This window comes from Acidovorax delafieldii, assembly GCF_007993815.1.
In the GTDB taxonomy this organism is placed as follows: domain Bacteria; phylum Pseudomonadota; class Gammaproteobacteria; order Burkholderiales; family Burkholderiaceae_C; genus Acidovorax; species Acidovorax delafieldii.
Map to the genome: position 1 here is coordinate 1 of NZ_VJWE01000013.1, position 26,839 is coordinate 26,839.

The 26,839-nt window shown below is 64.8% G+C and carries 21 protein-coding genes; 11 read left to right on the forward strand and 10 right to left on the reverse strand.

What is annotated here, in order from left to right; genetic code table 11:
* Positions 1 to 296: integrase core domain-containing protein (locus tag ATF69_RS12080; protein ID WP_146871121.1), on the forward strand; the 296-nt coding region annotated here is incomplete at its 5' end.
* Positions 297 to 587: 291 nt separating this feature from the next.
* A complete protein-coding gene (locus ATF69_RS12085) occupies positions 588 to 3,116 on the forward strand; it encodes a hypothetical protein (protein ID WP_146871122.1) in 2,529 nt (842 codons plus the stop codon).
* A 265-nt stretch (positions 3,117 to 3,381) separates the two neighbouring features.
* On the opposite strand, the gene ATF69_RS12090 is transcribed toward ATF69_RS12085, so the two are convergent.
* From ATF69_RS12090 to ahpC, 8 genes are all read right to left on the reverse strand, one after another.
* Positions 3,382 to 3,780 (reverse strand): hypothetical protein, encoded by a 399-nt coding sequence (locus ATF69_RS12090; protein ID WP_146871123.1) that lies wholly within the window; start codon positions 3,778 to 3,780, stop codon positions 3,382 to 3,384.
* A gap of 72 nt (positions 3,781 to 3,852) precedes the next feature.
* Entirely contained in the window at positions 3,853 to 6,972 is a 3,120-nt protein-coding gene (locus ATF69_RS12095; RefSeq protein ID WP_146871124.1) for an efflux RND transporter permease subunit, read from the reverse strand.
* 9 nt (positions 6,973 to 6,981) lie between these two features.
* A complete protein-coding gene (locus tag ATF69_RS12100; protein ID WP_146871125.1) occupies positions 6,982 to 8,103 on the reverse strand; it encodes an efflux RND transporter periplasmic adaptor subunit in 1,122 nt (373 codons plus the stop codon).
* Positions 8,100 to 8,672 (reverse strand): hypothetical protein, encoded by a 573-nt coding sequence (locus tag ATF69_RS12105; RefSeq protein WP_146871126.1) that lies wholly within the window; start codon positions 8,670 to 8,672, stop codon positions 8,100 to 8,102. Before ATF69_RS12105 ends, ATF69_RS12100 begins: the two co-directional genes overlap by 4 nt.
* A gap of 36 nt (positions 8,673 to 8,708) precedes the next feature.
* Positions 8,709 to 9,989: a TolC family protein gene (locus tag ATF69_RS12110; protein WP_146871127.1), complete on the reverse strand. Its 1,281-nt coding sequence runs from the start codon at positions 9,987 to 9,989 to the stop codon at positions 8,709 to 8,711.
* Positions 9,990 to 10,168: 179 nt separating this feature from the next.
* The gene (locus ATF69_RS12115; protein ID WP_146871128.1) at positions 10,169 to 10,522 is read right to left on the reverse strand and encodes a hypothetical protein; all 354 of its coding nucleotides are present in this window, start codon (positions 10,520 to 10,522) and stop codon (positions 10,169 to 10,171) included.
* Positions 10,523 to 10,710: 188 nt separating this feature from the next.
* On the reverse strand, positions 10,711 to 12,324 hold the full coding sequence (ahpF, locus tag ATF69_RS12120) for an alkyl hydroperoxide reductase subunit F (RefSeq protein ID WP_146871129.1): 1,614 nt from the start codon (positions 12,322 to 12,324) through the stop codon (positions 10,711 to 10,713).
* A gap of 154 nt (positions 12,325 to 12,478) precedes the next feature.
* Complete coding sequence (gene ahpC / locus ATF69_RS12125) at positions 12,479 to 13,054, reverse strand: alkyl hydroperoxide reductase subunit C (protein ID WP_056061816.1); 576 nt, start codon at positions 13,052 to 13,054, stop codon at positions 12,479 to 12,481.
* Positions 13,055 to 13,338: 284 nt separating this feature from the next.
* On the opposite strand from ahpC, the gene bfr reads away from it, so the two are divergent.
* From bfr to ATF69_RS12150, 5 genes are all read left to right on the forward strand, one after another.
* Positions 13,339 to 13,815, forward strand: a complete 477-nt coding sequence (gene bfr, locus ATF69_RS12130) for a bacterioferritin (RefSeq protein WP_099729799.1) — start codon at positions 13,339 to 13,341, stop codon at positions 13,813 to 13,815.
* Positions 13,816 to 14,241: 426 nt separating this feature from the next.
* On the forward strand, positions 14,242 to 14,550 hold the full coding sequence (locus ATF69_RS12135) for a hypothetical protein (protein WP_056061811.1): 309 nt from the start codon (positions 14,242 to 14,244) through the stop codon (positions 14,548 to 14,550).
* Entirely contained in the window at positions 14,547 to 16,385 is a 1,839-nt protein-coding gene (locus ATF69_RS12140) for a PepSY-associated TM helix domain-containing protein (RefSeq protein WP_146871130.1), read from the forward strand. The genes ATF69_RS12135 and ATF69_RS12140 overlap by 4 nt, the downstream gene beginning before the upstream one ends.
* 5 nt (positions 16,386 to 16,390) lie before the next feature.
* Entirely contained in the window at positions 16,391 to 16,723 is a 333-nt protein-coding gene (locus ATF69_RS12145) for a DUF3325 domain-containing protein (protein WP_146871131.1), read from the forward strand.
* 177 nt (positions 16,724 to 16,900) lie between these two features.
* Positions 16,901 to 19,075, forward strand: a complete 2,175-nt coding sequence (locus ATF69_RS12150) for a TonB-dependent receptor (protein ID WP_146871132.1) — start codon at positions 16,901 to 16,903, stop codon at positions 19,073 to 19,075.
* A gap of 183 nt (positions 19,076 to 19,258) precedes the next feature.
* Here the strand turns inward: ATF69_RS12150 and ATF69_RS12155 are convergent, their stop codons facing one another.
* The gene (locus ATF69_RS12155) at positions 19,259 to 19,861 is read right to left on the reverse strand and encodes a hypothetical protein (RefSeq protein ID WP_146871133.1); all 603 of its coding nucleotides are present in this window, start codon (positions 19,859 to 19,861) and stop codon (positions 19,259 to 19,261) included.
* A 51-nt stretch (positions 19,862 to 19,912) separates the two neighbouring features.
* On the reverse strand, positions 19,913 to 21,538 hold the full coding sequence (locus ATF69_RS23410) for a methyl-accepting chemotaxis protein (RefSeq protein WP_342212245.1): 1,626 nt from the start codon (positions 21,536 to 21,538) through the stop codon (positions 19,913 to 19,915).
* A 371-nt stretch (positions 21,539 to 21,909) separates the two neighbouring features.
* Here ATF69_RS23410 and ATF69_RS12165 point away from each other — a divergent pair, with 371 nt between their 5' ends.
* The 4 genes from ATF69_RS12165 to ATF69_RS12180 all read left to right on the forward strand — a co-directional run bounded on the left by ATF69_RS12165 (position 21,910) and on the right by ATF69_RS12180 (position 26,604).
* The gene (locus tag ATF69_RS12165; protein ID WP_146871134.1) at positions 21,910 to 23,112 is read left to right on the forward strand and encodes a PepSY-associated TM helix domain-containing protein; all 1,203 of its coding nucleotides are present in this window, start codon (positions 21,910 to 21,912) and stop codon (positions 23,110 to 23,112) included.
* Entirely contained in the window at positions 23,109 to 23,333 is a 225-nt protein-coding gene (locus ATF69_RS12170) for a hypothetical protein (protein ID WP_146871135.1), read from the forward strand. Before ATF69_RS12165 ends, ATF69_RS12170 begins: the two co-directional genes overlap by 4 nt.
* Positions 23,334 to 23,592: 259 nt before the next feature.
* On the forward strand, positions 23,593 to 24,342 hold the full coding sequence (locus ATF69_RS12175) for a DUF4198 domain-containing protein (protein ID WP_146871136.1): 750 nt from the start codon (positions 23,593 to 23,595) through the stop codon (positions 24,340 to 24,342).
* A gap of 78 nt (positions 24,343 to 24,420) precedes the next feature.
* A complete protein-coding gene (locus ATF69_RS12180) occupies positions 24,421 to 26,604 on the forward strand; it encodes a TonB-dependent siderophore receptor (protein ID WP_146871137.1) in 2,184 nt (727 codons plus the stop codon).
* The last annotated feature ends 235 nt before the right edge of the window (positions 26,605 to 26,839 follow it).

Below are 26,839 nucleotides of genomic sequence, written 5' to 3' on the forward strand. Positions count from 1 at the left end.
TGTCCATTCGCTACACGGAGCGCCTGGCAGAGGCAGGCATCGAGCCCTCGGTGGGCAGCAAGGGTGACAGCTACGACAACGCCCTGGCCGAGACGATCAACGGGCTGTACAAGGCCGAGGTGATTCATCGCCGATCCTGGCCAACGCGCGAATCGGTGGAGTTGGCAACCCTCGAATGGGTGTCCTGGTTCAACCACCACCGGCTCTTGGAGCCCATCGGCTACATACCGCCGGCCGAAGCTGAGGCAAACTACTACCGGCATCTCGCCAGTCAAATCTCCACGGTGGAGGTCTGACTTAAACCAACCGGCCTCCACGAAACACGGGGCGGTTCAGAACTGACCGTTAGCTGTGCCATTGCCGGTGGCTCAAAGGTACATCTAATCTGCACCTGCGACCATCGGTCGCTTGAGGCCGCTGGTGCCACTGCCTCCGCAGTTAGTGCAGCTCTTCGCCGCGGCGGTGTCTTGAATCTGCGAATGGACGATGGGCAGGGGCTAGCTTTCGGTCGTGGTGAGCAGGGCGGCCCCGGGGCTGAGGATGTGCAGATAGTTCTCGTCCTGACGCAATCTGGTACTGGTACCAACATGCTTGATATGCCCAAGCGCCCCACAAGGCTAATGCCCTTATGTGATCTGGTCAGCATCTTCGACGGTCTTGAGGACATACAAGAGCTTGAGCAGTTCTGGAAATTTTCGGACGCACAGCAGAGAACCCTGTCCCCATTCTCTCGAGCACTAGCTGACCTGTTCGGCACGTTCAAGGACACACACGGGGTACTAGTCGAGGGAGCCATCAACCCGACGATGATTGCACTAGACCCCCATTGGGGCAGCGGGTGGCGCTTCCGTAGCCTAGTCGAATTCTGGGCGTCGGCGCCGGCCTGCTTCCCGGACGGAACGCTTGGATGGCATGTGAGGCGAACAGCCAAAGGAGTTGTTGAACTTCGCTCACGTCACGATGCTGTGATGGCTTACTCCACCCAGGTCGGCCCCTGCACCATCCAAACAACAGTGACGATTGAACCCGGGTTGGAGGTCGAAGACGCCAAGATGGCTGACATGTTCGCGCAGATGGTCATCGATGCCCTGCATAAATGTTCAGGCGATCTCCAATCAGAGGAGCTGTTCCAAAGGCAGCAGTTGGTCTTGGCCTGCCGGATTGCCGACACGGGCCGTTTTGACCGCGAGCAGTCCCCAGCACCTCTGGATAACTTCGAGAAAGTGGTGCTGTCCTTCAGAGTCGGTGCAGTCAACCCGGCTTACGTTGAACTGAGTCTGCATTCAGCCGCCATTCAGGCTGGGTTGCATGGAGCGCTAAACGCGGCGTTTGAAGCCCGCTGCCTTCGAGAGGCACTTTTCGCCTGCACAGCATTACTTGGCATAGATCCCCTGCAGAACTTAGAGGCTCGACTAGCAGCTCTCAGTAACAGTCCCGCGCGGTACCACCTGCAGGTGGTCGAGCGCACGATTGATGTCCCCGACTTCGCTGACCCTGTCGTTCCAACGCCGACGGAGTACAAGCTCGCTCGCAAGGCGCTGGCAGTGGTCATGAGGGAAGCTGGGCTCGAACCAGGCCACTACGAGTTGCAGGAGGCAAAGGTTCGTATCGACGCGGCTCGAGAGAGCTTTCGCCTCCACCTTGAAAAACGGCTTGAATCCCTGGACAGAGAGATGCTGGCCATGGCCTGTGTGGAGCAGCACGATGGCCTGCTTCTTATGAGACGACTCCGCGAGACCCGAGTGCACCAGAGCCGCGTCCATCAAGTTGACTACGACCGCCTGGAGGCTCTCTCCGAGGCCCGGAAAGAGTTTGAAAGCACCGCTCGCAACTACCGGTACCTACTAGAGAAGACGGTCAGCTCAACCACGGCTGGTCAAGAGCGAATTACCGCGCAACTCCTTCGTGAACTCATCGGGTTGGTTGACTGGTACATGGTTCTTGCTGGAGCCAGCGACGTTCTGCATAACCAAGTCGACGTAGGCGGCGTGCAAATTGACGACCAGTTCATCCCCGAAGTCTTTTACTCAGAAACCTGGCAGGAGCGAGAGGAGGAGTACGCGCACGAGTTGGCGCGAATCAGACTGGGTGAGGGCATCAGGAATGCCGACGCGGTGGAGGGGGCGGCAGCGAGACTCCTGGAGAGCGAAGAGTTACAGAAGGCATTCCAAGCTGATGTGGGATTCGAGCTGCAGAAGCTCCTGCAGGCCCTGGCAGTGCTCGCCCAGCCGGTGAGCCATGGCTTGGCGGACGACTTGGCGCTGTTCTATCTGGGAGAACCAGCCCGCATTGCTCATACGCTTGTTCAGGGCTTTGAGGGAACCACGCCGGGAGAGGCAGCTGCAATTGTGTCGTTTCTTACGCTTTCAGGACACGACATCAGACGGCTGCCTGGCAAGTCAATCGACGAGAGCGATGTCCCGTTCTGGGAGCATAGCAAGCGCCTTCATCGCTATGCTATTCGACCTCTTATTCCCGTCGGTAAGCAGGTCGTCTGGGGGGCCGAGCACGCCAGTCGGTCTCTGCACATATGGTTGTCCGCCGTTCGAGATGGCGTTCTGCCAGCCGACTTCCGGTGGGCAAATGTTCAAGCAGTCGTCAAGTCCATCAAAAAGTCCATTGAGGATGCGCTTGAGTACCGCGCCGTGGAGATTCTCAAACGCCACACTCCGTACGTTGAAGGTGGCGTAGATTTCTTCCGTCGATTTCGGAGCGAGGGTTTCGCGGACGCTGGGGACTACGATGTCCTCGCCTATTGGCCTGCCACGAACACTGTCCTTTATGCGGAATGCAAGTACAACCAGACGGCGCACTCAGTGAAGGACTCACGGCGGCTGCGAGACCGCATGTTCGGACTGAGCGACGAGGATAGAGACGGCCAGTACAGCCGAATCCGAGACCGTCGAGAGTTCCTAGCCAAGAATCGAGAAAGGATGTTTGAACTCCTAAAGTGGCCCAAGCCAGCGCAAGTGCCTCCGAGAGATGTGGAGGTGTATATCAGCCGCGAGCTTCACTATTGGATGGTGCACCCGCCTTATAACGTTCCCACCAAGTTCATCCGAGTAGACGCATTAGATGCCTGGGTAACAAGTGTGATGAGAGCAGAGGAGAGCTAGGTAAACCACCGCGTGGGTCTAATCTAATCCTGCGCCCAGGATCCACCAAATCACTACCAATTTAATAGCTATCAGCGCTTTATAGACGGGCGACAGAGCCTAATTTTTTTCAAATTTGAGCACACCTCACCCTCAATACCTCGACAGCACCCATCCCGCCCATCCTCATAGCTCACAGCCACTGAGACAGACAACACACCGCCACGCCAGCAACAGCCAGCGCGGCGGCGCGTCGAGCACAACGCTTGCCCTCCTTGGCAGCGGCTTACTTCACCGCAAACCGCACATTCGCCGCCTTCTTGCCCGGCAGTGTCACCAGCGCCACCACCTTGGTGCCTGCTGCGACCTTGAAGATGCCTTTGGTTTCGAGCCTGCCCTCGCCTGCCGGAACAAGCACAGCCTCGGATTTTTCGGTGCCGTTGAGCAGGGTGAGCTTGGCGCTCACGCCCTCGGTTTTGGCGGGTTTGCCGTGGTCGCGCAGGTGCAGGGTCAGGGTGTCGGGCTTGGCGACGAGTTCGTAGTCCATGTCGTTGGCCTCGGCCACGATGCCGCCGTGTTGGGGCTTGTGGTCGTGGCCTGCGCCGTGGTCGCCAGCGGCATGGGCGGCGGTGGTGGCCAAAGCTGCGAGGGCCAGGGCGGCGAAAAGTTGGCGGGTGGTTTTCATGAAAGTCCTTTCAAAGGGTGAATGAAAAAGCAAACGAACAAACAAAGAGAACAAAAACAAAACAAGAAAAGCTCAGAACGCCTCGGCGTTCTTGTCGTCCAGCAGGCGTTCGGCATCCTTGCGGCCAAGCAGCCAGAACAGGGCCGGGGTGAGGAAGGTGTCGAGCAGCGTGGAGCTGATGAGGCCGCTGAAGATGACCACGGCCACCGGGTGCAGGATTTCGGTGCCGGGGCGTTCGGCCTCCAGCAGCAGCGGGGCCAGGGCAAAGGCGGTGACCAGGGCGGTCATCAGCACGGGGCTCAGGCGCTCCAGCGAGCCGCGCACGATCATGGAGGTGTCAAAGCGCTCGCCTTCCACACGCATCAGGTTGAGGTAGTGGCTCACCTTCAAAATGCCGTTGCGCACCGAGATGCCCGCCAGCGTGATGAAGCCGATCAGCGCCGCCACCGACAGCGGCTGGCCCGACACCCACAGCCCCAGCACGGCGCCCACCAGCGCCAGCGGGATGTTGGCCATGATGAGGGCCGAGAGCGTGGCCGAGCGGTAGCGCGTGTACAGCACCACAAACATCAGCACCAGCGAGACGATGGCCAGCAGGCCCACCAGGCGGCTGGCTTCTTCCTGCGCCTGGAACTGCCCGCCCAGGGTGATGAAGTAGCCCTCGGGCAGGCGCGTGTCGCCCACGGCCTGGCGGATGTCGGCCACCACGTCGGACAGCGCCCTGCCCTGCGCGTTGGCCGACAGCACGATGCGGCGCTTGCCATCGTCGCGGCTGATCTGGTTGGGGCCGTCGCCCTCTTCGATGGTGGCCAGGCGCGACAGGGGCACGGGGCCGCGTGGCGTGTCGATCAGCACACGCGCCAGGCCGTCGATGGAGCGTGCGCTGTCGGGCAGGCGCACCACCAGCGCAAAGCGGCGGCTGCCTTCCACCACCTGGGCCACTTTTTCGCCCTCCACCAGCGTCTGCAGCGCGGCCAGCACCTGGGGTGCGGGCACGCCCATTTGTGCAGCGGCGGCGTAGTCCACGCGCACGGTGATCTGCGGCGCCAGCACCTGCTTTTCCACCTCCAGGTCGGCCAGGCCGGGGATGCCCGCCAGCCGCGCGCGCAGGGCCTCGGCCTGGCCGCGCAGGGTGTCCAGGTCGTCGCCAAAGAGCTTGATGGCAATTTGCGAGCGCACGCCCGAGAGCATGTGGTCGATGCGGTGCGAGATGGGCTGGCCGATGGCGATGGCGGCGGGCAGGTGCGCAAGGCGGCTGCGGATGTCGGCCTGCACCTCGGCCATGCTGCGCTTGAGCTCCGCCGCAGGCACCAGGCCCACGTCCAGCTCGCTCACGTGCACGCCTTCGGCATGTTCGTCCAGCTCGGCACGGCCGCTGCGCCGGCCCACGTGCGTGACCTCGGGCACCTGGCGCACCAGCACCTCGGCCTGGCGGGCCAGCGCGCTCGATTCGGCCAGCGTGACGCCAGGGTTGAGCCGCATGCCGATGAGCAGCGTGCCTTCGTTGAACGGCGGCAGGAAGGTGGTGGGGAAGAACGGCACCGCCGCTGCCGACAGCGCCACCGCCACCGCGCTCACGGCCAGGGCTGTGCGCGGGCGCGCCAGCACGGCCACAAGCCCGTTGCGGTAGCGCGCTTTGAGCCAGGCCACCACGCGCGTGTCGCCGTGGTCAAGGTTCTTCATGCGCGGCAGCAGGTAAAAAGCCAGCACCGGCGTGACCGTGACCGACACCAAGAGCGATGCCAGCGTGGACACGATGAAGGCAATGCCCAGCGGCACAAACAGCCGCCCCTCGATGCCCGGCAGCGCAAACAGCGGCAAAAACACCAGCACGATGATGGCCGTGGCATACAGGATGCCCGAGCGCACTTCCATGGACGCGAGCTTGACCACCTCGATGGGGTGCAGGCGGTGGTGGGGGTGTTTGGCGCGGTCCATCTTCAGGCGGCGCAGCACGTTTTCCACATCGACCACCGCGTCGTCCACCAGGCCGCCGATGGCAATGGCCAGGCCGCCCAGCGTCATGGTGTTGATCGACAGGCCGAAGTACTTGAACACCAGCGCGGTGATGAAGATGGACACCGGGATGGCCGTGAGCGCAATCACCGTGGGCCTGAGCGTGCCGAGGAACACGAACAAAATCACCGCCACAAACACCGAGGCGCCCATGAGCTTGCCCTGCAGCGTGGTGACCGAGGCCTCGATGAAGCTTGCCTGGCGGAAGGTGACGCGTGGCGCCTCCATGCCGATGGGCAGCGAGTTCTTCAGGTCCACCAGCGCGGCCTCGATGCTGCGCGTGAGCCCGATGGTGTCGGCCGTGGGCTGCTTCTGGATGCCCAGGATGACGGCGCCCTGCCCTTCAAAGCCCGCATCGCCCCGCTTGGTGGCGGCGGCAAAAGTGGCATCGGCCACCTGGCGCAGCAGCACGCTTTGGCCGTTTTTGGCGGTGAGGGCGAGGTTCTGCAGGTCTTCGAGCCGCGAGGTGCGGCCCAGGTGGCGGATGAGGTATTCGCGCCCGCCCAGCTCCAGAAACCCGCCCGAGGTGTTGGCCGCAAAGCCCTTGAGGGCGCCCGTGAGCTGGTCGTGCGTGATGCCCAGCGCCGCCATGCGCGCCGTGTCGGGCAGCACCTGGAACTGGCGCACCTCGCCACCGATGGGGATGACCTGCGCCACGCCGGGGATGGCCATGAGGCGCGGGCGCAGCACCCAGTCGGCGTACTCGCGCACGGCCATGGGCGTGGTCTTGCCTGCGTCGATGGGGATGGCCACCTGCATGATCTCGCCCATGATGGAGCTGATGGGCCCCATGCGCGGCGTGATGCCGCTGGGCAGGCCCTCTTCCATGGACGACAGGCGTTCAGACACCATCTGGCGCGCGCGGTAGATGTCGGTGCTCCAGTCAAAGGTGACGTAGATGAACGACAGGCCCGCACTGGAGGTGGAGCGCACGCTCTCCACACCGGGCAGGCCATTCATCGTGGTCTCCAGCGGGAAGGTGATGAGCTGCTCGACCTCTTCGGCGGCCATGCCGCCGGCCTCGGTCACGAGGGTGACGGTGGGTTTGTTGAGGTCAGGGAACACGTCCACCGGCGTGCGCGAGAGCGTGAAGGCGCCGTAGGCCATGAGCACGGCGGCGGCGATGAGCACCAGCAGCCGGTTGACCAGGCTGTTTTCGAGAAGCCACTTGAACATCGTGACTCCTTAGCGGACCTGGTTGATGAGCGTGGCGCCCTGCGTGGCCACGCGGTCGCCGGGCTGCAGGCCCGAGGTCACGGCCACCGAGGTGCCATCCAGCGGCACCGCAGTGACCACCCGTGGCGCAAAGCGCTCGGGCGACTCCTTGACCCAGACGATGGTCTGGTTGGCCGGGTTGCGCAGCAGCGCGGCAGCGGGCACTTGCACGCCATCGACCTTGTCGGTGGACTGCACGAACACGCGCACCGGCTGGCCCAGGGCCAAGGCGCCAAGCGCAGACGAGTCGCCCGCAAACTGCAGCGGCAGCGCCTGATCACGCAGGCTGCGCGCCGCGCCCAGAAAGCGCAGTGGCACGCGCTGCCCGGCCACGGCCAGCGTGGCACCGGCCACGCTCTGGGCCTGTGCCGGGTCGTAAGCCAGGGCCTCGATGCGCATGCGCGATGGGTCTACCACCTCAAACACCAGTTCGCGCGCATCCACCACCTGCCCAGCCACGGCATTGGCCGAAGCGATCACGCCCGAAACGGGGGCCGCCAGCGCATCGCGTGTGGCCAGGCCCGCGCCCACGGCGCCCAGGCGCTGGGTGAGGCTGTGCAGCTCGCTCTCGGCCGCTTCGATGTCCTTGCGCGGCACGGTGTCGGCCAGCTCCGTGAGGCGTGCGACGCGCCGGGCGGCCAGGTCGCGGGCGGCGCGCAGCTCGGCCTGCTGGGCCAGTTGGTTGGAGCGCTCGATGGCGCCCGCCGTGGGCACCACATAGGCCAGCACCTCACCCTTGCGCACCGCCTGGCCCACGCCAGGCAGGCCCTTGGGCCCGGCCTCCAGCCGCCCGGCCAGCACGGCCTGCACCTTGCCACCCGCGTTGGGGTCCATCACCACGGTGCCCGCCAGTTCGAAGGCCTTGACATGTTGCCCCATGGCTGCCACCACAGTGCGTACGCCCAGTTGGCGCTGTGCGGGCTTGGGCAGAAACACGCTGCCATCGGGCTGGCGGCTGGGGCCGTTGCCGGTGGGCGTGGGTGGCGCGTCGCCATGGTCGTGGCCGGGGCCTGCCAGGGCTGGCAGGGGGGCGCTGAGCGCGGTGGCCATCAGCAAAGCCAGCAAAGAGGGCATCGGATGGAAGCGCTTCATGCGACACCTCCCACGCGCTGGGTGTTGCCAATGCGGGCAGCACGGCCTCGGCGCAAACCCCACACGGCGACCAGCGCCAGCAGCACGGCGGCCACGGCCCCTGCGATCAGCGCGGTGCGACGGGCCAGCCCTGCCGGTGCGGCATAGGTGTGGGCGGCGGGGTGCAGGTCGATCTCGCCTGCGAGCAGGTCAGTCTCATTGCCTGCGGCCACGGTGGCGGTGACGGGGCTCACACCCTCGGCCAGCGGCGCGGCCAGGGTGGCCTGGAACTCGCCCTCGGCCACACGGGTGACGGGCACGTTGGTGCCTGCAATGTCCAGCTCCAGCCGGGCGTCTTTCACCGGGCTGTTGTCGCCCGCGTGGTCCAGATAGAGCGCGATTTTTTGCCCGTCGAGCACACCCACGAGTTCAAACAGGTCCGAGGTAGCAGCAAAGCGCGGCAGGGTCGTGCCCGCTGCGGCAGCGGGGGCTTCGCCATGGTCGTGGCCAGCACCGGCCAGCGCGGTCGGCGGTAGCAAGCCCAGCAGCAGGGCTAGGCCCAGTGTGGAGAAAGTGGAAGAGAGTGTCATGGTTGTCTTAAAAATTGGTCGGGATTCACAGGGAGCTCATTGCGGCAGCAGGCCCAGGGCCTGGCGCAGGTGGGAGACGGCGGCGGCCGCATCGATGCGGGCGCGGGCCAACTGGCGTTCGGCCTGGGCGGCCTCCAGCTCCACACGCAGGCGCGTGGGGCCGTCGGCCTCGCCCAGGCGGAAGGCCTTGTCAACAAAGCCGCGCGTGCCCTGCGCCAGCGCCGCGTGGCGTGCCAGCGCATCCCGCTGGGCCTGGGTAGCTTTCACACGGGCCATGGCGGCGGCGATGTCGGCGGCCAGGCGCCTCTGCTCCACGGCAGCACGCGCCTCGGCATCGATGGCATCGGCGCGGGCTGTAGCCTGCTTCGCCTGCGCACGGTCGCCCCCGCCCAGCGGTATGCGCAGGCCCACGGTGAATGTCTGCAGGTAGCGGTCGCCCGCAAGCTCACGCCCGCGCGTGGCGGCCACCGTCAGCTCGGGGTTGGCACGGGTTTGCACGGCGGCCAGGTCGGCGGCGCGGCGGGCCACCTCGGCCTGGTCCTGCCAGTCGGCCGCCGCTGGGTGCTGGGCAGCGGCTGCCGTGGGGTCTGGCACGGGGGGCTCGGGCTCTGCCCCGTCCGCCAGCGCCAGGGTGGGCGCGGCCTGCACGCCCCAGGCAGCCAGTGCGGCCTGCGCTGAATCCCGCGCGCCCTGGGCCTCGGCCATGGCGGCTTCGGCCTGGGCCACGGCGCCGTCGGCCTGCGCCTGGTCGGCACGCGCCAGGTCGCCTGCACGCACGCGGCGCGCCACGTCGGCGGCCAGGCGCTGGGCGTTCAGCAGCCGGTCTTGCGCCAGTGCCTGATCGGCCTGCGCGCGCTGCGCGGCCCACCACGCTTCGCGCACGGTGGCGGCCAGTTGCAGCTGCGCGGCTCGCTTGCGGCTGTTAAGCGCCTGCGCTTCCGCATCGGCCAGCGCTGCCTTGCGGGCGCGCTCGCCGGGCAGCCACAGCGGCAGGGCCAGGCCCACTTCGGCCTCGCGGCTGCCCTGGTTGCTACCGGGGCGGTCGGTTTTGGTGGCCAGCTCCAGCGCCACGGGCTCGGCCGTCCAGGCTGCCGCCGCGCTGCGTGTGGCCTGCGCGGCCTCGCGCCGCAAAGCTGCAGACAGCGCTTCGGGCTGGCGTTGCCAGGCATGCTCGAACAGGGCCTGGAGTGTGAGCGGCGCTGTGCCGGGGTGGGTTGTCAGGGTCTGGGCCTGCGTGGCGCTGCCCAGCAGTGCCAAGCCCAGCGCGATAGCCGCTACGGCGGCGGGCGCATGGTGTCGTTGTTTCGTTAATTGCATCCGATTCCTCTGCAGTGGCCAGGGGCCACAGGTTGAAATCGGCGAGGCGCGATGGGAGGAAGAGCCGATCAGCAGTACACGCAGGCGTCAGCGCGCGCGTCGCGACTGCCTCAAAAGGCAGCTCTTCAACACCATCAACAAAATGGAAACGGGACAGCCCAGAGCCCCCGCCTCGCCGCTCAGGCGAGGAAGGGCCAATTGGGGCGTTCGGGGCGTGAAAGGGGGGCTGGAGGCCAGGCTGGTGCCGCCTGGGCCAGCGGGCGTGCTGCAGTCACGACGATGGCATGGTCACCGGGACTGTGCGCGAGACCGCTGCCCGCACCATGGCAGGCGTGACAGTCCATGTCCGCCGGGGTGGCACTGGATGTCTTGGCTGGATGGGCGGGAGACTCATCGGCCACATGATCGTGCACATGGTGGCCGAAGTGCGAGGCTTGCGGCGCCGTTTCATGCCCGCAATACGGCGAAGCAGCCGCCCAGATGGATTGGAGCGGCATGAACACCAACAAGAAGAGCAACAGCAATCGGCGCATGGGCAGCCGGATTCTAGGGAGGTTTGTAGAACCCCTACAGAAACAGCGGATCGCCCAGACCGGGTTGAAGGACTTTGGGTGATTGAGTGACAAAAGGCCCCAAGCCTGAATCCGCAGCTGGATTCACGCTGCGGGCGGCCCAACCTGCAGGGACGAGGGCAGCATCCGCCCCCATCCCCTGCACGACATCAAGCAGCAACGGCCTCGGGCTGCGCTGCCTGCGCCTTGGCCCCTTCGGCCACCACGGGCATGCGGATCAGGTGGTCAAAGGCGCTCAGCGCTGCCTTGGAGCCATCGCCCGCTGCAATCACGATCTGCTTGAAAGGCACGGTGGTGCAATCGCCCGCCGCAAACACGCCGGGGATGTTGGTGCGACCGTGCGAATCGACAATGATTTCGCCGAAGCGCGACAGCTCCACCGTACCTTTGAGCCATTCGGTATTGGGCACCAGGCCGATCTGCACGAACACGCCCTCCAGCGCCACGGTGTGCTCCACGTTGGTCGCGCGGTCCTTGTACTTGAGGCCATTGACCTTGCCATCAGCGCCGGTGATTTCGGTGGTCTGCGCATTGGTGTGGATGGTCACGTTGGACAGGCTCTTGAGCTTGTTGACCAGCACGGCGTCGGCCTTGAGCTGGTCGGCAAACTCGATGAGCGTGACGTGGGCGACCACGCCAGCGAGGTCGATAGCCGCTTCCACACCGCTGTTACCGCCACCGATCACCGACACGCGCTTGCCCTTGAACAGCGGGCCATCGCAGTGCGGGCAGTAGGCCACGCCCTTGTTCTTGTACTCGGCTTCGCCGGGCACGTTCACGTTGCGCCAGCGGGCGCCGGTGGACAGGATCACCGTCTTGGCCTTGAGCGAACCGCCGTTGGCCAGCTGCACTTCGATCAAACCACCGGGCTGCGCGGCGGGGATGAGCTTGTCGGCGCGCTGCAGGTTCATGATGTCCACACCATAGGCGCGGGTGTGGGCTTCAAGCGCGGCTGCGAACTTGGGGCCGTCGGTTTCGAGCACCGAGATGTAATTCTCGATGGCCAGCGTGTCATTCACCTGGCCGCCAAAACGCTCGGCCGCCACACCGGTGCGGATGCCCTTGCGGGCGGCATACACAGCAGCTGCGGCACCAGCGGGGCCACCGCCGACGATCAGCACGTCGTACGGATTCTTGGCGCTGAGCTTGGCGGCTTCGCGGGCGGCAGAGCCGGTGTCGAGCTTGGCGACGATCTCTTCGATGGTCATCCGGCCCGAGCCGAACACCTGGCCGTTCAGGAACACCATGGGCACGGCCATGATTTCGCGCTCGGTCACTTCCTGCTGGAAGGCGCCGCCTTCGATGACGGTGGTCTTGACCTTGGGGTTGACGATGGCCATGAGCGACAGCGCCTGCACCACGTCCGGGCAGTTGTGGCAGGTCAGGCTCATGTAGACCTCAAAGTTGAAGTCGCCATCCAGGGCCTTGATCGAATCGATCACGTCCTGCTCGACCTTGGGCGGGTGGCCGCCCGTCCACAGCAGGGCCAGCACCAGCGAGGTGAATTCATGGCCCAAGGGCAAGCCGGCAAAGCGCAGGCTGTTGGCGGCGCCCACGCGCTGCAGGCTGAAGGATGGCTTGCGTGCATCGTTGCCGTCGGTGCGCAGGGTGATCTTGTCGCTGCGCAGGGATTGGATGGTCGTCAGCAGCTCGCGCATGTCGCGCGCCGTCTCACTGTCGTCCAGGGAAGCCACCAGCTCAAACGGCTGCTGCACGCGCTCCAGGTAGGCGGCGAGTTGGGTCTTGAGTTGTTCGTCGAGCATGGTGGTGTCCTTTGAAATTCGAGTTGTGGTGTCTGGGAGGGTGACGCCAAAAAGGCTGCAGTTCAAGCCTGCTTGTCAACGTCCGGGCGTAAAAAAGCCGGACGGCATGGCGCGATGGCGCCATGACGCTGTCCGGCTTTGGAGGAGCCGTGGATTAGATCTTGCCAACCAGGTCCAGCGAAGGCGTCAGCGTCTTGGCGCCTTCCTTCCACTTGGCGGGGCAGACTTGGCCAGGGTTGGCGGCGGTGAACTGTGCAGCCTTGAGCTTGCGCAGGGTTTCCGACACGTCACGTGCGATTTCGTTGGAGTGAATTTCCATGGTCTTGATCACGCCATCGGGGTTGATCACGAACGTGCCACGCAGTGCCAGACCTTCTTCAGGAATGTGCACGCCGAAAGCGTTGGTCAGCTGGTGCGTTGGGTCGCCGACCAGGGGGAACTTGGCCTTGCCCACGGCGTCGGACGTTTCGTGCCACACCTTGTGCGAGAAGTGGGTGTCGGTGGTCACGATGTAAACCTCAGCACCGGCCTTTTGGAATTCAGCGTAGTTGTCGGCAGCGTCTTCGATTTCGGTGGGGCAGTTGAAGGTGAAGGCTGCAGGCATGAAGATCAGCACGGACCACTTGCCCTTGAGGGACTGCTCGGTCACTTCGATGAATTCACCCTTGCCGCCACGGTTGACAAAAGCGGTGGTCTTGAAGGGCTGAACTTGCGTATTGATCAGGGACATTGCTGTTTCCTTTGTGGTTGGTTGACTGAACAGGACTGAAGTTTAGGCATTTCCATGCCATCAATCCAATTAATTGATTACATCGAATCAATTGCCAATTACTATACAACGCCCTGTGCGACCTCCCGGTGACAACCCTGGTGCGCCGCGGGGCACACAGGATGTGAACGCGAACGCCTCTCAGCATCACACGCAGCCCGCGCGCCACAGCAGGGGCTTGCCTTGCGCTGCTGGATGCGGGTCACGACAATCAGCGCCGAATCCACACATTACAAGGAGTCCCCATGAAAGGTGACGCACAGGTCATTGGCCATCTGCAGGCCCAGCTCAAGAACGAACTCACCGCCATCAACCAGTACTTCCTGCACTACCGCATGCTCAAGCACTGGGGCTTCGACAAGCTGGCGAAGAAGGAGTATTCGGAATCCATCGGCGAGATGAAGCATGCCGACTGGCTCATGGACCGCATCTTCACGCTGGACGGCCTGCCCAACCTGCAGGACCTGGCCAAGATCCAGGTCGGCGAAGACGTGCCAGAGATCCTGGCCTGTGACCTGCGCGCCGAACAAGGTGCCCAAGCCACCATCAAGGATGGGATCGCCCACTGCGAAAGCGTGCGTGACTATGTATCGCGCGACCTGCTGCAAAAGATCCTGGACGACACCGAGGAGCACATCGACTTCCTCGAAACCCAGATCGACCTGATCGGCAAGGTGGGCCTGCAGAACTACCTGCAGTCGCAGATGGGCGATGTGGAGTAAGGCCACGGATCGCCAGATTGGTCCACGAAAGCGGGCAGAAAAATCAAAACGGGCTTCGGCCCGTTTTTTTGTGCCTGCGCGCTGCAGCTTTGAGAATGTCTCTCCCGGATAGCAATGCCCCCTGCGATCACGGGTTGTTGCAAGTGCACATCAACGGAAGAAAATTCCCGCAACACAAATGAGAATGCTTCTCAACAAAAGTAGAATATCAGCCTACCACCAGCGGCCGGGTTCAGTGACACCCTGATTCCCGAGCCCGCCAGCAAGCCAGTCAGCCCGGCTCCAGCCGCCCGTTGCAGCCAGCGTTTGTGCGTTTTGTACCCACACACCTGTCTGGAGCTCTTTGCTGATGCCGCACCGTACGACCCGCCCCCGCCTTGCGGGGCCCTTGCCCACATACACCCCCGGAGCTCCCCGGGCCCTGCCATGAAGGCCACCCGCGTCAATGGACGCTACCGGCTGGCCATCACCTCCCGCGCCGTGGCGGCGATAGGGGGCGGCTACGCGCTGGCGGCAGGCTTCTCGGCGGCGCTGTCGCTCCTGCTTGCGCAGTGCATGCCACGCGTGGAGGCTGTGCTCACGGCCACCATGCTCTCGTGGGTGGTGTATGCCACCGCCGCTGGCTGGGCTTTTTACACACGCACCGCCTGGGGCGCCTGGGGTGGCACGCTGCTGCCCGCACTGGTGCTGGGCGCCTGCGCCACGGCACCGCATTGGATGAAGGCAGCGGCATGACCAGCAGCACACTCCCATCGCAAACCCCGGCCGAACGGGCCCCTGCAGCCACCGCGGCCAACACTGCGTCTGAAGCAGCACGCTCAGCCAAGAAGCCCAAGGCGCCCAACGACCGCGAGGGATTCCGCCAGGCCATGTCTTGGCTGCACACCTGGGCCGGATTGATCCTGGGCTGGCTGCTGTTTGCAATCTTCCTGACCGGCACGCTGTCGTTCTTCAAGAACGAGTTCAACCTGTGGATGCGCCCCGAGATGCATGGACTGCAGCCGGTGGATGCCACCGATCCGCAGGTGGCGCAAAAAGCCCTGGATGCGCTAGTACGCCGGGTGCCCAACGTCACGCAATGGATCATGCACCTGCCCGACGACCGCGACCCTGCCGTCAACATCCTGTGGCGCGACACGGGCAATGGCCGCTTCGAGACGCTGCGCATGAACCCGCAGACCGGCGAGGCCATCGACGCGCGCCAGACCATGGGCGGCGACTTCTTCTACCGCTTCCACTTCGAGCTGCGCACCGCGCAGAAGGGGCGCTGGCCCCTCGAAGGCCGCTGGGTGGTGGGCGTGGCCACCATGCTGATGTTTGTGGCACTGATCTCGGGGGTGATCACGCACCGCCGCATCTTCAAGGACTTCTTCACCTTCCGCCCCACCAAGGGCGGCCAGCGCGCCTGGCTGGACGCACACAACGTCAGCGGTGTACTGGTGCTGCCGTTCTACCTGATGATCACCTTCAGCGGGCTGATGATCTTCCACACGCTCTACATGCCTGCAGGCATTGCCACCGCCTACAAGGGCGAGAACGGCGTGGACTCCAACACGTACTTTGCCGACCTGCAGGGCGAGAAAGCCGAAAGCCGCCCCCGGCGCAGACCGGGCGACAAGGTAGAGCCCCTGCCCGCTATTGCACTGCCGTCCATCCTGACCGAAGCGCGCACCCGCTGGGACGGTGGGCGCATCGGCAGCCTGCAGGCGCGCCGCGATGCCAAGGGCCGCGCCGTGGTCGAAGTCACCCGCCACGAAGGCGACCGCTTGCAATACCGACCACCGCGCCTGCTGTTTGATGCCACCACCGGCCAGTGGCTGGACCAGGCCGATGCCACCGGCCCCGCCGTCAAGACCTACGGCGTGTTGTACGGCCTACACATGGCGCGGTTTGCCGACATCGGCCTGCGCTGGGCGCTGTTTGGCTTTGGCGTGTTGGGCAGCCTGATGATCGCCACCGGCATGGTGCTGTGGTCGGTCAAGCGCAGCGCCAAATCGCAGACGCAGGCCAGCCGCACAGGGATCGCCGCCAATAAAGACAACAGTGCGGGCGTCGCACCCACCAAGGCGCCGTTTGGCGAGCGCCTGGTGGCCGCCATCAACATTGCCACGCTGGCGGGCCTGCCGCTGGCCTGCGGCGTGTACATCGCATCCAACCGCCTGGTCCCGCTGAATGCAGAGGGCCGGGCCGATGTGGAACTGGCCTGGTTCTTCAGCGCCTGGGGCCTGGCCCTGATGTGGGCGCTGGCCTGCGCCGTGGTGCGGCCCAGCCGCATGGGCTGGTCTGTGCCGCTGGGCGCCGCGGGGCTGGTGTGGGCGCTGCTGCCTGTCATCAACGCCCTGACCACCCACACCCACCTGGGCGTCACGCTGCCGGCGGGCGAATGGGTGTGGGCCAGCATGGACCTGGCGTTCCTGACCACCGGGCTGGTGCTGGGCTGGCTGTCGTGGCGGCTGGGCCCGGGCCGTGCCCCCAAGGGCAAAGCCGCTGAGGCCAAAACACCGCGCACTGCGCCGGCGGCCGCATTGCCTGCGGCCACCGAAGTGTCTGTTTCAACGTCGGGGGCCTGAACACCATGTCCGCATTTCTGCTGTGTTTTGCGGCCTGGTCGGTGATGGCGCTGGGCATGGACCGCCACCATGAAGACGCCACAGGCCGCGAAGGTGCAGCCCACCGCCTGCAACAACTGCGCCGCGCGGGTTGGCTGTTGCTGATGCTGTCGCTGTGGCTGGCCGCACACCCGGCCGATGGCGTGCCTGTCTCGCTCGGCGTGACCGCATGGGCCGTGGCCCTGTCAGTAGCTGCCGTGGCCGTGACAGCCACTGTGACCTGGCAGCCCCGGCGCACACCGCTGCTGGCGGGGTTGGCCCTGCTGGCAGGCCTCGCCGCCTGGGCCGGGGGGTGGTGAGCGGAAAGGATGCGGCGGCCCCGCTGGCTCGTCGCACTTTCTGATCCGCCTCTCACCCCTGCATTTTTTCATCCCGCTCTCTGCGCCCCTCCCAGCCACCGGCCCCATGGGCCCGCGCCAGGCCCGGTGCCTGCGGAGCCGTTTTCAACCGCGTTGCGCACACACCAAGGACAAACCATGCACGCACCTTTCAGCCGCCCCTTCCGCCACCCCCAGGCCCTGCACCCGCTGGCCGCCGCCGTACTGGCCGCGTTCTGCGGCACCGCGCTGGCACAAGCAACACCGCCCTCTGCGCCGACCCAGACGCTGGGCGAGGTCACCGTGCAATCCACCAGCGGCGATGACGGCTATTCGCCCGCTGTCAGCTCCTCGGCCACCAAGGGCAGCGCGCCGCTGCGCGATGTGCCCCAAGCCGTGAACGTGGTACCCGAGCAGCTCATGCGCGACCAGGGTGCGCGGTCGATGGAAGACGTGCTGCGCAACGTACCCGGCGTGGCAATGAGCCACGGCGACGGCCAGCGTGACCAGGTGGTGATCCGTGGCTTCACCGCCATTGCCGACCAGTTTGTGGATGGGGTGCGCGACGATGCGCTGTACTTCCGCGACCTGGCCGACATCGAGCGCGTGGAGGTGCTCAAGGGCCCCGCCGCCGTGCTGTACGGGCGCGGCTCCTCGGGCGGCCTGATCAACCGCGTGACTAAGAAACCCAAGTTTGGCGAGACCTCGGGGGAGGCTTCTCTGGGCCTGGGCAGTTATGCCTTTCGCCGCGCCACGGCCGATGTGAATGTAGGCATCAGCGACACCGCGGCCTTCCGCATCAACGCCGCCGTCGAAGACTCGGGCAGCTACCGCGACCAGCAGTTCGTCAAGCGCCACAACTTCGCGCCGTCGCTCGCGCTCAAGCTCGCGGCGCAGACCGACCTACTGCTGCAGTACACCAACGCGCGCGACAAGCGCCTGACGGACTTCGGCATTCCCGCACTCAACGGCCGTCCAGTGAACGTGCCCGCCAGCACCTACTACGGCTCCAGCAACGCCGCACAAGACGACACCACCACCAGCACCATGCAATCGCTGGCGGCCACCCTCAACCACCGCTTCAACGACGACTGGTCGGTGCGCAATGTGACACGCGCATACGACTACACGCTGGACCGCTACAACACCCTGCCCGGCGGCACCACCAACCCGGTGAACCTGACCGTGGGCCGCACACGCTCGTTCATCCTGCGCGACGAAAGCGGCCTGTTCAACCAGACCGACGTGACCTGGCGCAACCAGCTCGGGGGCCTGAAGCAGGAGTGGCTGATAGGCATGGAACTGGGCCGGCAGAAGAAGCGCGCGGAGTCCGTGTCGGGCGGAGCAGACCGCGTCTCCATCTTCAACCCCGCAGGCGTAGCCGCTCCGGTGATACCTGTCGCCAGCTACACCGCCGACAGCGCCATCCCCAGCCACACCACCCAAGACACAGCGGCGCTGTACTGGCAGAACCAGATCACGCTGGCCCCGCAGTGGAAGGCGATGGTGGGTGAGCGCTACGACGTGTTCAAGCAGCAGACCGAGTTTGATCGCAAGCTCTCCGCGTTGTCGCGCACTGACAAGAAGTTCAGCCCCCGCGCAGGCCTGGTCTGGCAGCCCAGCGACGCCGTGTCGTACTACGTGTCATACAGCAAGTCGTTCCAGCCTTCGGCAGAGACTTTTGCGCTGGCTTCCAACAACACCGCCAACGAACCCGAGATCACGCAGAACAAGGAAATCGGCGTGAAGCTCGACCTGCTCGATGGCCGCATGAACGTGACCGGCGCGCTCTTCAACCTTGAGCGCACCAACATCAAGAACACCGACCCCACCAACCCCTCGCGCCAGATCAACGTGGGCACGCAACGCACCAACGGCCTGGAGCTGACCGCCAACGGCCGCCTGCCCGGCCGCTGGGATGTGAGCGCCGGCTACGCCTGGCTGGATGGCCGCATGACAAAATCACTGGCCACCACCACCTCCACCCAGTTGCCCACCGCCGCCATTGCCGCCCAGGGCAAAGTGCCTGCGCTCACGCCCCGCAACTCTGCCTTCCTCTGGGCCATGAAGGACCTGGGCCACGGCCTGCGCGTGGGTGGCGGCGTGAACTACGTGGGCGCCCGCTTCACCTCGCTGACCAACTTGGTCACCCTGCCCGGTTACACCACGCTGGACGCCGCCCTGCAGTACACGCTGGGCCAGTGGGATGTGGACGTGAACATCAAGAACCTGGCCAACCGCAAGTACTACGTGTCAGCCCACGGCAGCAACGACAACCTGATCCTGCCCGGCTCGCCGCGTGCGGTGCAGGTCACACTGCGCTCGCACTTCTGACAAGGGCAAAAAGCGCACGCGTCTCAGTCAACCGACCGGTCGCCGCAACTTGCCACAGCCGGACCAAAGACGCTGCTGACGCCCTACCAAAGGTCTTTATCCGCTATCTAAAAGATAGCAAAAGTCGCTTTAACAGCATCGCACAGACGCACTGAGCGAAGCGTGCAATGGGGTCGATGGCGTTCAGTTCATGCTCCAGGTTCCGTCATAGAGCTCGGCTCTCAGACCCAGCTCCATGATCTGTGCAGTCAGGGTGCGTACCGAATGCCTGGCCTTGTCGCCTTCCGGGTCATTGGTTTGCGTTGACTGCGCAGCCCGGAGGCGGCGACCGACGTTGCGTCCCCACACACCGCGCCAGCGCGCCATGTTGGTTGTTTCCAGCGACACTGCATTCAAAGACTCGATGTAGATGTATCCGGTGGTCATCACCTCCTGGATGCTCTCCCGTTCGGCAGCGCTTGGGCTTGTGATTTGTTCGCTTTGCAACGCCACCATCACAACGCCGATCAACCGTATCAATGACGCGGACGTCTGCACCGAGAGATCCACCAGTCGATGGACCTGATCGTTAAGACCGGCATCGCACCCCGCTCGGTTCGCGCCGAACCTGTCTACAGAAACGATGGCCAGTGTGCCGGACATGGCCGTCAGCATGTGGGATGCCAATGCGAACAGGTTCACGATTCCCAGCGGGCCTTTGCGCTGCTCAGGGCTTTCCACCTTCGGCAAATAGTCAAACTGCCGCGCGAAGAGCTCTTGGATCAGGCGTGGGGACTCTTCAGTCATTGCCGACTTTCGGGCCTAGGAGGCGAATTGGGCCAGTACGGGCGCAGCGGCTCAGACTGCATAGCCAAGACCGGGCCGCCGCTCGTGGCTGACCGAGGCAGTGCCCGACCGCTCTTCAAGCTTGAAGATTTGCACCGCCCGCGTCAGCTGCTGGGCCTGCATGTCCAGACTCTGGGCTGCCGCCGCGCTTTCTTCGACGAGCGCTGCGTTGTGCTGTGTGACCTGATCCATCTGATTCACAGCTTGGCCGATCTGAGACACGCCGGAGCTCTGCTCAGAGATGGCAGCGCTAATCTGCCCCACAACCTCCGTCACACGCTGGATTGCGCCCACCACCTCGTCCATGGTCTGGCCCGCCTGATCCACCAGCTGGGTACCGGCAACCACCTTTTCCACGCTTTCGCTGATCAATGCCTTGATCTCCTTGGCGGCCGTGGCACTGCGTTGCGCAAGGTTGCGCACCTCGGTGGCCACCACGGCAAACCCGCGCCCTTGTTCACCCGCCCGCGCGGCCTCAACAGCAGCGTTCAGCGCCAGGATGTTCGTTTGAAAGGCAATGCCGTCAATCACGCCGATGATGTCGGAAATCCTGCGTGAGCTGTCATTGATACCCCGCATGGTGTCCACCACCTGCGATACCACTTTGCCGCCCTGGGTGGCCACGGTGGTTGCGTTCATGGCCAACTGGTCTGCCACCTTGGCGTTCTCTGCGTTGTTGAGTACCGTGGTGCTGAACTGCTCCATGGTGGCGGCCGTCTGCTGCAGGGCGCTGGCCTGCTCTTCGGTACGGTGGCTCAGGTCGATATTTCCACGTGCGATTTCCGAAGTGCCCATGGCGATCGAATCCGACGCACCGCGCACCTTGGCAACGATGTCCGCCAGGTTCTGCTGCATCGCGCTCAGAGAAGCCAGCACGCTTCCCTGGATGGCACTGTCGGCCCCATCCATTTTCGACAGATCCCCGTCCGCCACGCGGCGTGCTGCATCGCTGAGCACATCGGGCTCGGCCCCCAGCGCACGGGACAGGCTGCGTGTGATCAGGTAGCCGGAGATCAGAGCCACCAATGCTGCCACCAAAGCAAGGGCCACCAAGTAGGTGTGCTGCGCGGCCATGTCCGACTCAGATTGCTGCACAAGCTGGCCTGATCGCTCGTCGGTGACAGCCTGGTATTCATTGGTCTTGGAGACCAGCGCGGCCAGCAGAGGGCGGCACTTCTCGTTGATCATGGTGATGGCCTCATCCCGCTGGCCATTCAGCGCCAGATCCACGATCTTCAAAGCCACAGGGCTGTAGGCGTGTTCGATCTTGTCGATGTCGTCCACAAGCGCCTTGATGGGCGCTGGCACATGGCCTGCCGCCGCCATTTCTTTCAGTCGAGCCAACCGGTCCTGAACATCAGCATGGGCTTTGCTCACCGCGAGCTTCTCAGCCGCGCGTTCTGATTCCGAGGTGACTATCACCAGGTTACGCGCCGCAATGGCACGCCGGTTGACGGCCGACTGCACGTCTTTCGCCAGATGGGCGCGGGCATTGATGCCGGTGACGTAGTCGTGGAACAGGTCCTTCTGCTTTGTCATGTCATAGATGGCGAGCCCCGCCACCAGCAGGATCAGGGTCACCATCAGGCCGAAGGCCAGACTCAGTTTTCTACGGACGGTCATTCGGTTGCGGTTCACGGCATATCACCTTGTTCATTGATGTGATTCAATTTTTAATGAATTTATCATTTTCGTCAATTTTTTTTATCAATTAGAGATCGATACTGTCACGCAGAAGCCAAATTCGCAAAATCACAGCATCTGATCGGGAATCATTCGCATTTACGGGATAAAATTTGGTTACCGCAAGCCAAAGCCCTTTCTCTCGGCTGCAGCCAGCTCCCTCCGTCATCAGATGCATTCGGGTTGCCTGGCTTGAAACACTCCTTTCTCTCTGATCCTTCCGGCATGGCCGGCGCTTTGCGTCTGGCTCTTCAGTGCGTGCGTGCGCAGCGCTTTGAAACTCAAAGCCCTTGCGGTAGCAAATCGCTCAACAAGGTTCTCATCCCATGCTGAGCCCCACCGCCCTGCGCCGCTGGAGCTGGACCCACAAATGGTCCAGCCTGGTGTGCACCGTCTTCATGCTGCTGCTGTGCATCACCGGCCTGCCGCTGATCTTTCACCACGAAATTGGCCACCTGCTGGGCACCGAGGTCGAGGCGCCCGCCATGCCCGCCAACACGCCGCGCGCCAGCCTCGACCAGGTGTTGGCCACGGCAAAGGCGCTGCACCCCGAGCGAGTGGTGCAGTTCGCGTCGCATGCGGAGGACGATGACAACGTCTGGTTCGTCACGCTCACGCCCACCCCGGCGCCCACCGATGACTTCCGCTCAGTGGCGGTGGATGCCCGCACGGCCCAGGTGCTGGCGCAGCCACGGTTTGACGAAGGCTTCATGTACGTGATGTTCAAGCTGCATGTGGACCTGTTCGCGGGGCTGCCGGGCAAGCTGTTTCTGGGCTTCATGGGCTTGCTGCTGCTGGTGGCCATCGTCACCGGCGTGGTGTTGTATGCGCCGTACATGCGCAAGCTGGCGTTTGGTGAGGTGCGGCGGGATCGGTCCACGCGGGTGAAGTGGCTCGACCTGCACAACCTGCTGGGCATCGTCACGCTGGTGTGGGCCTTCGTGGTGGGTGGCACGGGCATGATCAACACGTGGGCCGATCTGCTCATCAAGTACTGGCAGTACGACCAGTTGTCGGTGCTGCTCAAGCCCTATGAGGGCCGGCCCATCGTGCCCGCCGCAGAGCGCGGGCCGCTGCAGCAAGCGCTGGAGGTGGCGCAGGCCCAGGCGCCGGGCACCAAGCTGTCGTTCATTGCGTTCCCGGGCACGGCATTCTCCAGCCCGCACCACAACACGTTTTTCCTGCGCGGCAACGAGCCGCTCACCTCGCGCCTGCTCAAGCCCGTGCTGGTGGACGCGCGCACAGCGCAGGTCACCGCATCGCCCACGCTGCCGTGGTACCTGACGGCGCTGCTCGTGTCGCAGCCGCTGCACTTTGGCGACTACGGCGGCGTGCCGATGAAGATCCTCTGGGCGCTGCTCGACATCGCCACCATCGTGGTGCTGGGCAGCGGGCTGTATCTGTGGCTGCGCAAGGGCGTGCAGACAGCAAGCCCCACAACACCAACCGTGGGCAGCGCCACCGCTCACTTGGCTGGCGGCGCATTACCCACATCGGGCGCCGCGCGCTCCACCGAGGGGGCCGCATGAAAAAGCGCAGCCCTTTCTGGGCCCTGTGGGGCGGGCCCATCACGATGGGTGTGCTCACCACCACCGGGCTGCTCACGGCCCTGGTGTCCGACACCTGGGGCGACTGGTGGTCGTGGGTGGCGCTGGGCATCCCCGTGGGGGTGATGGGCTGGTACGGCCGGCCGCGCGCACCGGTGCCGACTCCCCCAGCAAAGAACCCGCGCGCGAGCGCAGCGTTGTGAGCGTTTTCCGGCGGCTGTCGTGACGACCTCATGGCGGTCGCTGAAGCGGGCCCCACGGCCCAACGATCTGCGCTGTCGTCCGGTGTGAGCCGGGCGCTGCAACGTTCAGATCAAAAAGCCACCCAGCGCTTATCCCAAAAGCGCAGGCAGCTATCAAGAAGTGAGCTTTGCTGCACCCACCCTGGAGGTGGTGCGGCGGGCTGCGCTCTGCGCTTTATGGCGGCGTTCCCGAATCCCAAACCAAAGAGAGGAAATATCCATGTCTTGTGCTCCCACCTTCCCACGCCCTTGGCTGGCTGCCGCGCTGACCATCGCCAGCGTGACCGCACTGGCCCCTGTCCACGCGCACCAGGTGTGGCTGGAAAACGCCGGGGGTCAGGCGCGCCTGCACTTCGGGGAGTTCAACGACAACCTGCGCGAGAATTCGCCCGGCCGGTTGGACCAGTTCAAGGGTGTGCCCGTGCTCGAGCAGCAACGCACGGGCGCCGCCGCCCAGCGTGTGGAAGGCCAACTGGGCAAGGACGCTTTTGTCTACCCCGCCGCCGGCACGCCCGACACCCTGTTTGCCACCGCCACCTACCCGCTGATCGACCGCAGCAAGCGCAACCTGCCCGCGATGTACTGGCAGCCCTCGGCCCGCTGGGTGGCCAGTCTGGCCAAGCCCGTGGGCCCCACCGCCCCGCTGGACCTTGTGCCCACCGGTAAGCCCGGTGAGCTGAAAGTGGTCTATCAGGGTGCACCGCTGCCCAAGGCCAAGGTGCAGCTGGCCGCACCCTCGGGCTGGACGCGCGAGGCCGAGGCCGGTGAAGACGGCACAGTGACCTTCGTCACCCCCTGGAAGGGCCAGTACGTGGCCGAGGTGAAGCACAGCGACAAGACGCCGGGTGAGGCACATGGCGCACCGTACGGCGAAGCCAGCTACGTGACCACGCTGAGCTTTGTGCTGGCCGACGGCATGCCGTCGCCGTCCCTGCCCCCAGCGGCCACTCCCGCCCCTGCGGGACGCTGAGCGGCGCCCATTTCAAGCCAAAACGGCCGCTTGCGCTAGTCGAATATGCCCAAGTAGCTATCTAATTAATAGCAAATCATGCATCCTTCCGCATCCAATTCGCGCGCATGCCGCGCGCCGCGCACCGCGGTGGCACAGGCCGCTCTGCTGCTGCTGTGCAGCGCCGCTGCCCATGCACAAACCACTCCGACCACCACGGCCGAGACCACGCTGGCCCCTGTCACCGTCTCTTCGGGCGCGGGGCAGGAGAACCCCACCGCGCCCGTCACCGGCTTTGTGGCCCAGCGTGCGCTCAGCGCCACCAAGACCGACACCCCACTCATCGAAACGCCGCAGGCCATCAGCGTGATCACCCGCGACCAGATGGAAGCCCAGGGCGTCCAGACGCTGCGGCAGGTGACGGCATACACCGCGGGCGCGGTGTCCAACTATTTCGACAGCCGCGTGGACAGCTTTGCCGCACGCGGCGGCACGGTGAGCCAGTACCAGGACGGCCTGCTGCGCACCTACGGCACCTACAACACCAGCCGGCCGGACCCGTACACGCTGGAACGTGTGGAGTTTCTGCGCGGCCCCACCTCCGTGCTGTACGGCCAAGGCAGCGTGGGCGGCGTGCTCAACCTGACTAGCAAACGCCCGCAGGCAGACACCCTGCGCGAGGTGCAGGTGCAGCTGGGCAACAACGCACGCAAGCAGATCGCCGCCGACCTGACGGGCGCACTCGACCAGGACGGCCAGTGGCTCTACCGCCTGGTGGCCGTGGGCCGCGACAGCGGTACGCAGGTGGACCATGTGGACGACAACCGCGTGGTGTTTGCGCCATCGCTCACCTGGAAACCCAATGCCGACATGTCGCTGACGCTGCAGGCGCTGCACCAGAAGGACCAAAGCGGCTCGCTCATTGGCTTCTTCCCGTGGCAAGGCACGCAGCTGCCCAGCCAGTACGGACAGATTCCGCGCAACACCTTCATCAGCGAGCCGGGCTGGGACGCGTACGACACCAGCAACAACTCCTGGGGCTACCTGTTCAGCCACCGTCTGAACAGCGACTGGACAGTGCGCCAGAACCTGCGCCGCACCGTGAGCGAGGTGGACTATCGCACCATCTACACCAGCTTCACCGCCAACGCTGGGACCGGCCGCCCTGCGCGCCCCGTGTTCAACAGCGACAACCGCACGCTGGTGCGCGATGCGGTGTGGAACCTCAACACCGGCCGCATGCTGCTCATCGACACGCAGCTCGAAGGCAAGCTGCAGGCGGGCAGTACCGCGCACACAGTGCTCGCAGGCCTGGACGTGCAGCGCAACCACACCGGCCAGCAGGCATGGCGAGCGGTGGCGTCGTCCATCGACGTGTACAACCCCGTGTACGGCAACTTCACGCCACCCACTTCGGCGCAGCTGGTGCGCCAGCCCAGCGTGGTGCAAAAGCAGCTGGGGTTCTACGCGCAAGACCAGATCCAATGGGGCCGCTGGACGGCCACGCTGGGCCTGCGCCACGACAGTGTGCAGACCGATACCGAAGGCCGCCCTGCCGCTGCCGTGGACGACAAGGCCTGGACCAAACGCGCAGGCGTCACGTACCAGATGGATGGCGGCTGGGCGCCGTATGTGGGCTACTCCGAATCGTTCCAGCCCCTGGGTGGGCTCGACGCGTACGGCACCCCCTACAAACCCCAGCGCGGTGAACAGTGGGAGGCCGGCGTGAAGTGGCAGCCGCCAGGCCAGGGCATCAGTGCGTTTGCCGCTGTGTACACCCTGCGCGAGAAGAACCGCAAGACCACCGACCCCGGCAACCCGCTCAACAGCCTGCAGATCGGCGAAGTAAAGGTCAACGGTTTCGAGGCGGAGGTGCAGGCCAGCCTGGCGCGCCAGTGGGACTTCACGGTGGGCTACGCCTTCACCGACGCCCAAATCAGCCGCAGCAACGCAGGCGACCAGGGCCAGCCCGTGGCCAGCGTGCCCCGGCACACCGCGTCGGCCTGGCTGAGCCACCGCTTTGCAGCGCAGGGACGTGGCGGCTGGGTGGTGGGCGCTGGCGTGCGCTACACCGGCTCCCAATGGAGCGGCACCAGCGTCATCAGCACCCCTGCCGCCACCCTGGCCGATGCCATGCTGGCCTACGACGCTGGCGACTGGCGCGTGGCCCTCAACGTGGTCAACCTGACCGACAAGGTGCACATCACCCAGTGCCTGGCACGCGGGGATTGTTTCTACGGACAGGCGCGCACCTACACGCTGACCTCGACCTACCGGTTCTAGGGGCCCGTTGACGATCCCTCAAGGGGTCGTCGCCCACTCCACGAACCCCCACAAGCCGCCCTTCAGCGCTTAAGCCCGCGCGGGGCTTGCGCTGCATTCGCGACCTTGGAGGGGGTGCCAGGCTACGCCCCGGGTCGGTTCTGGCATGCCCTACCAGAACCATGTTGCGCCGCAACGACATTTGGATGACAAAAAGGTGTTTACCCCGCTGGCGGCCAATCACGGCGGCCAGTAG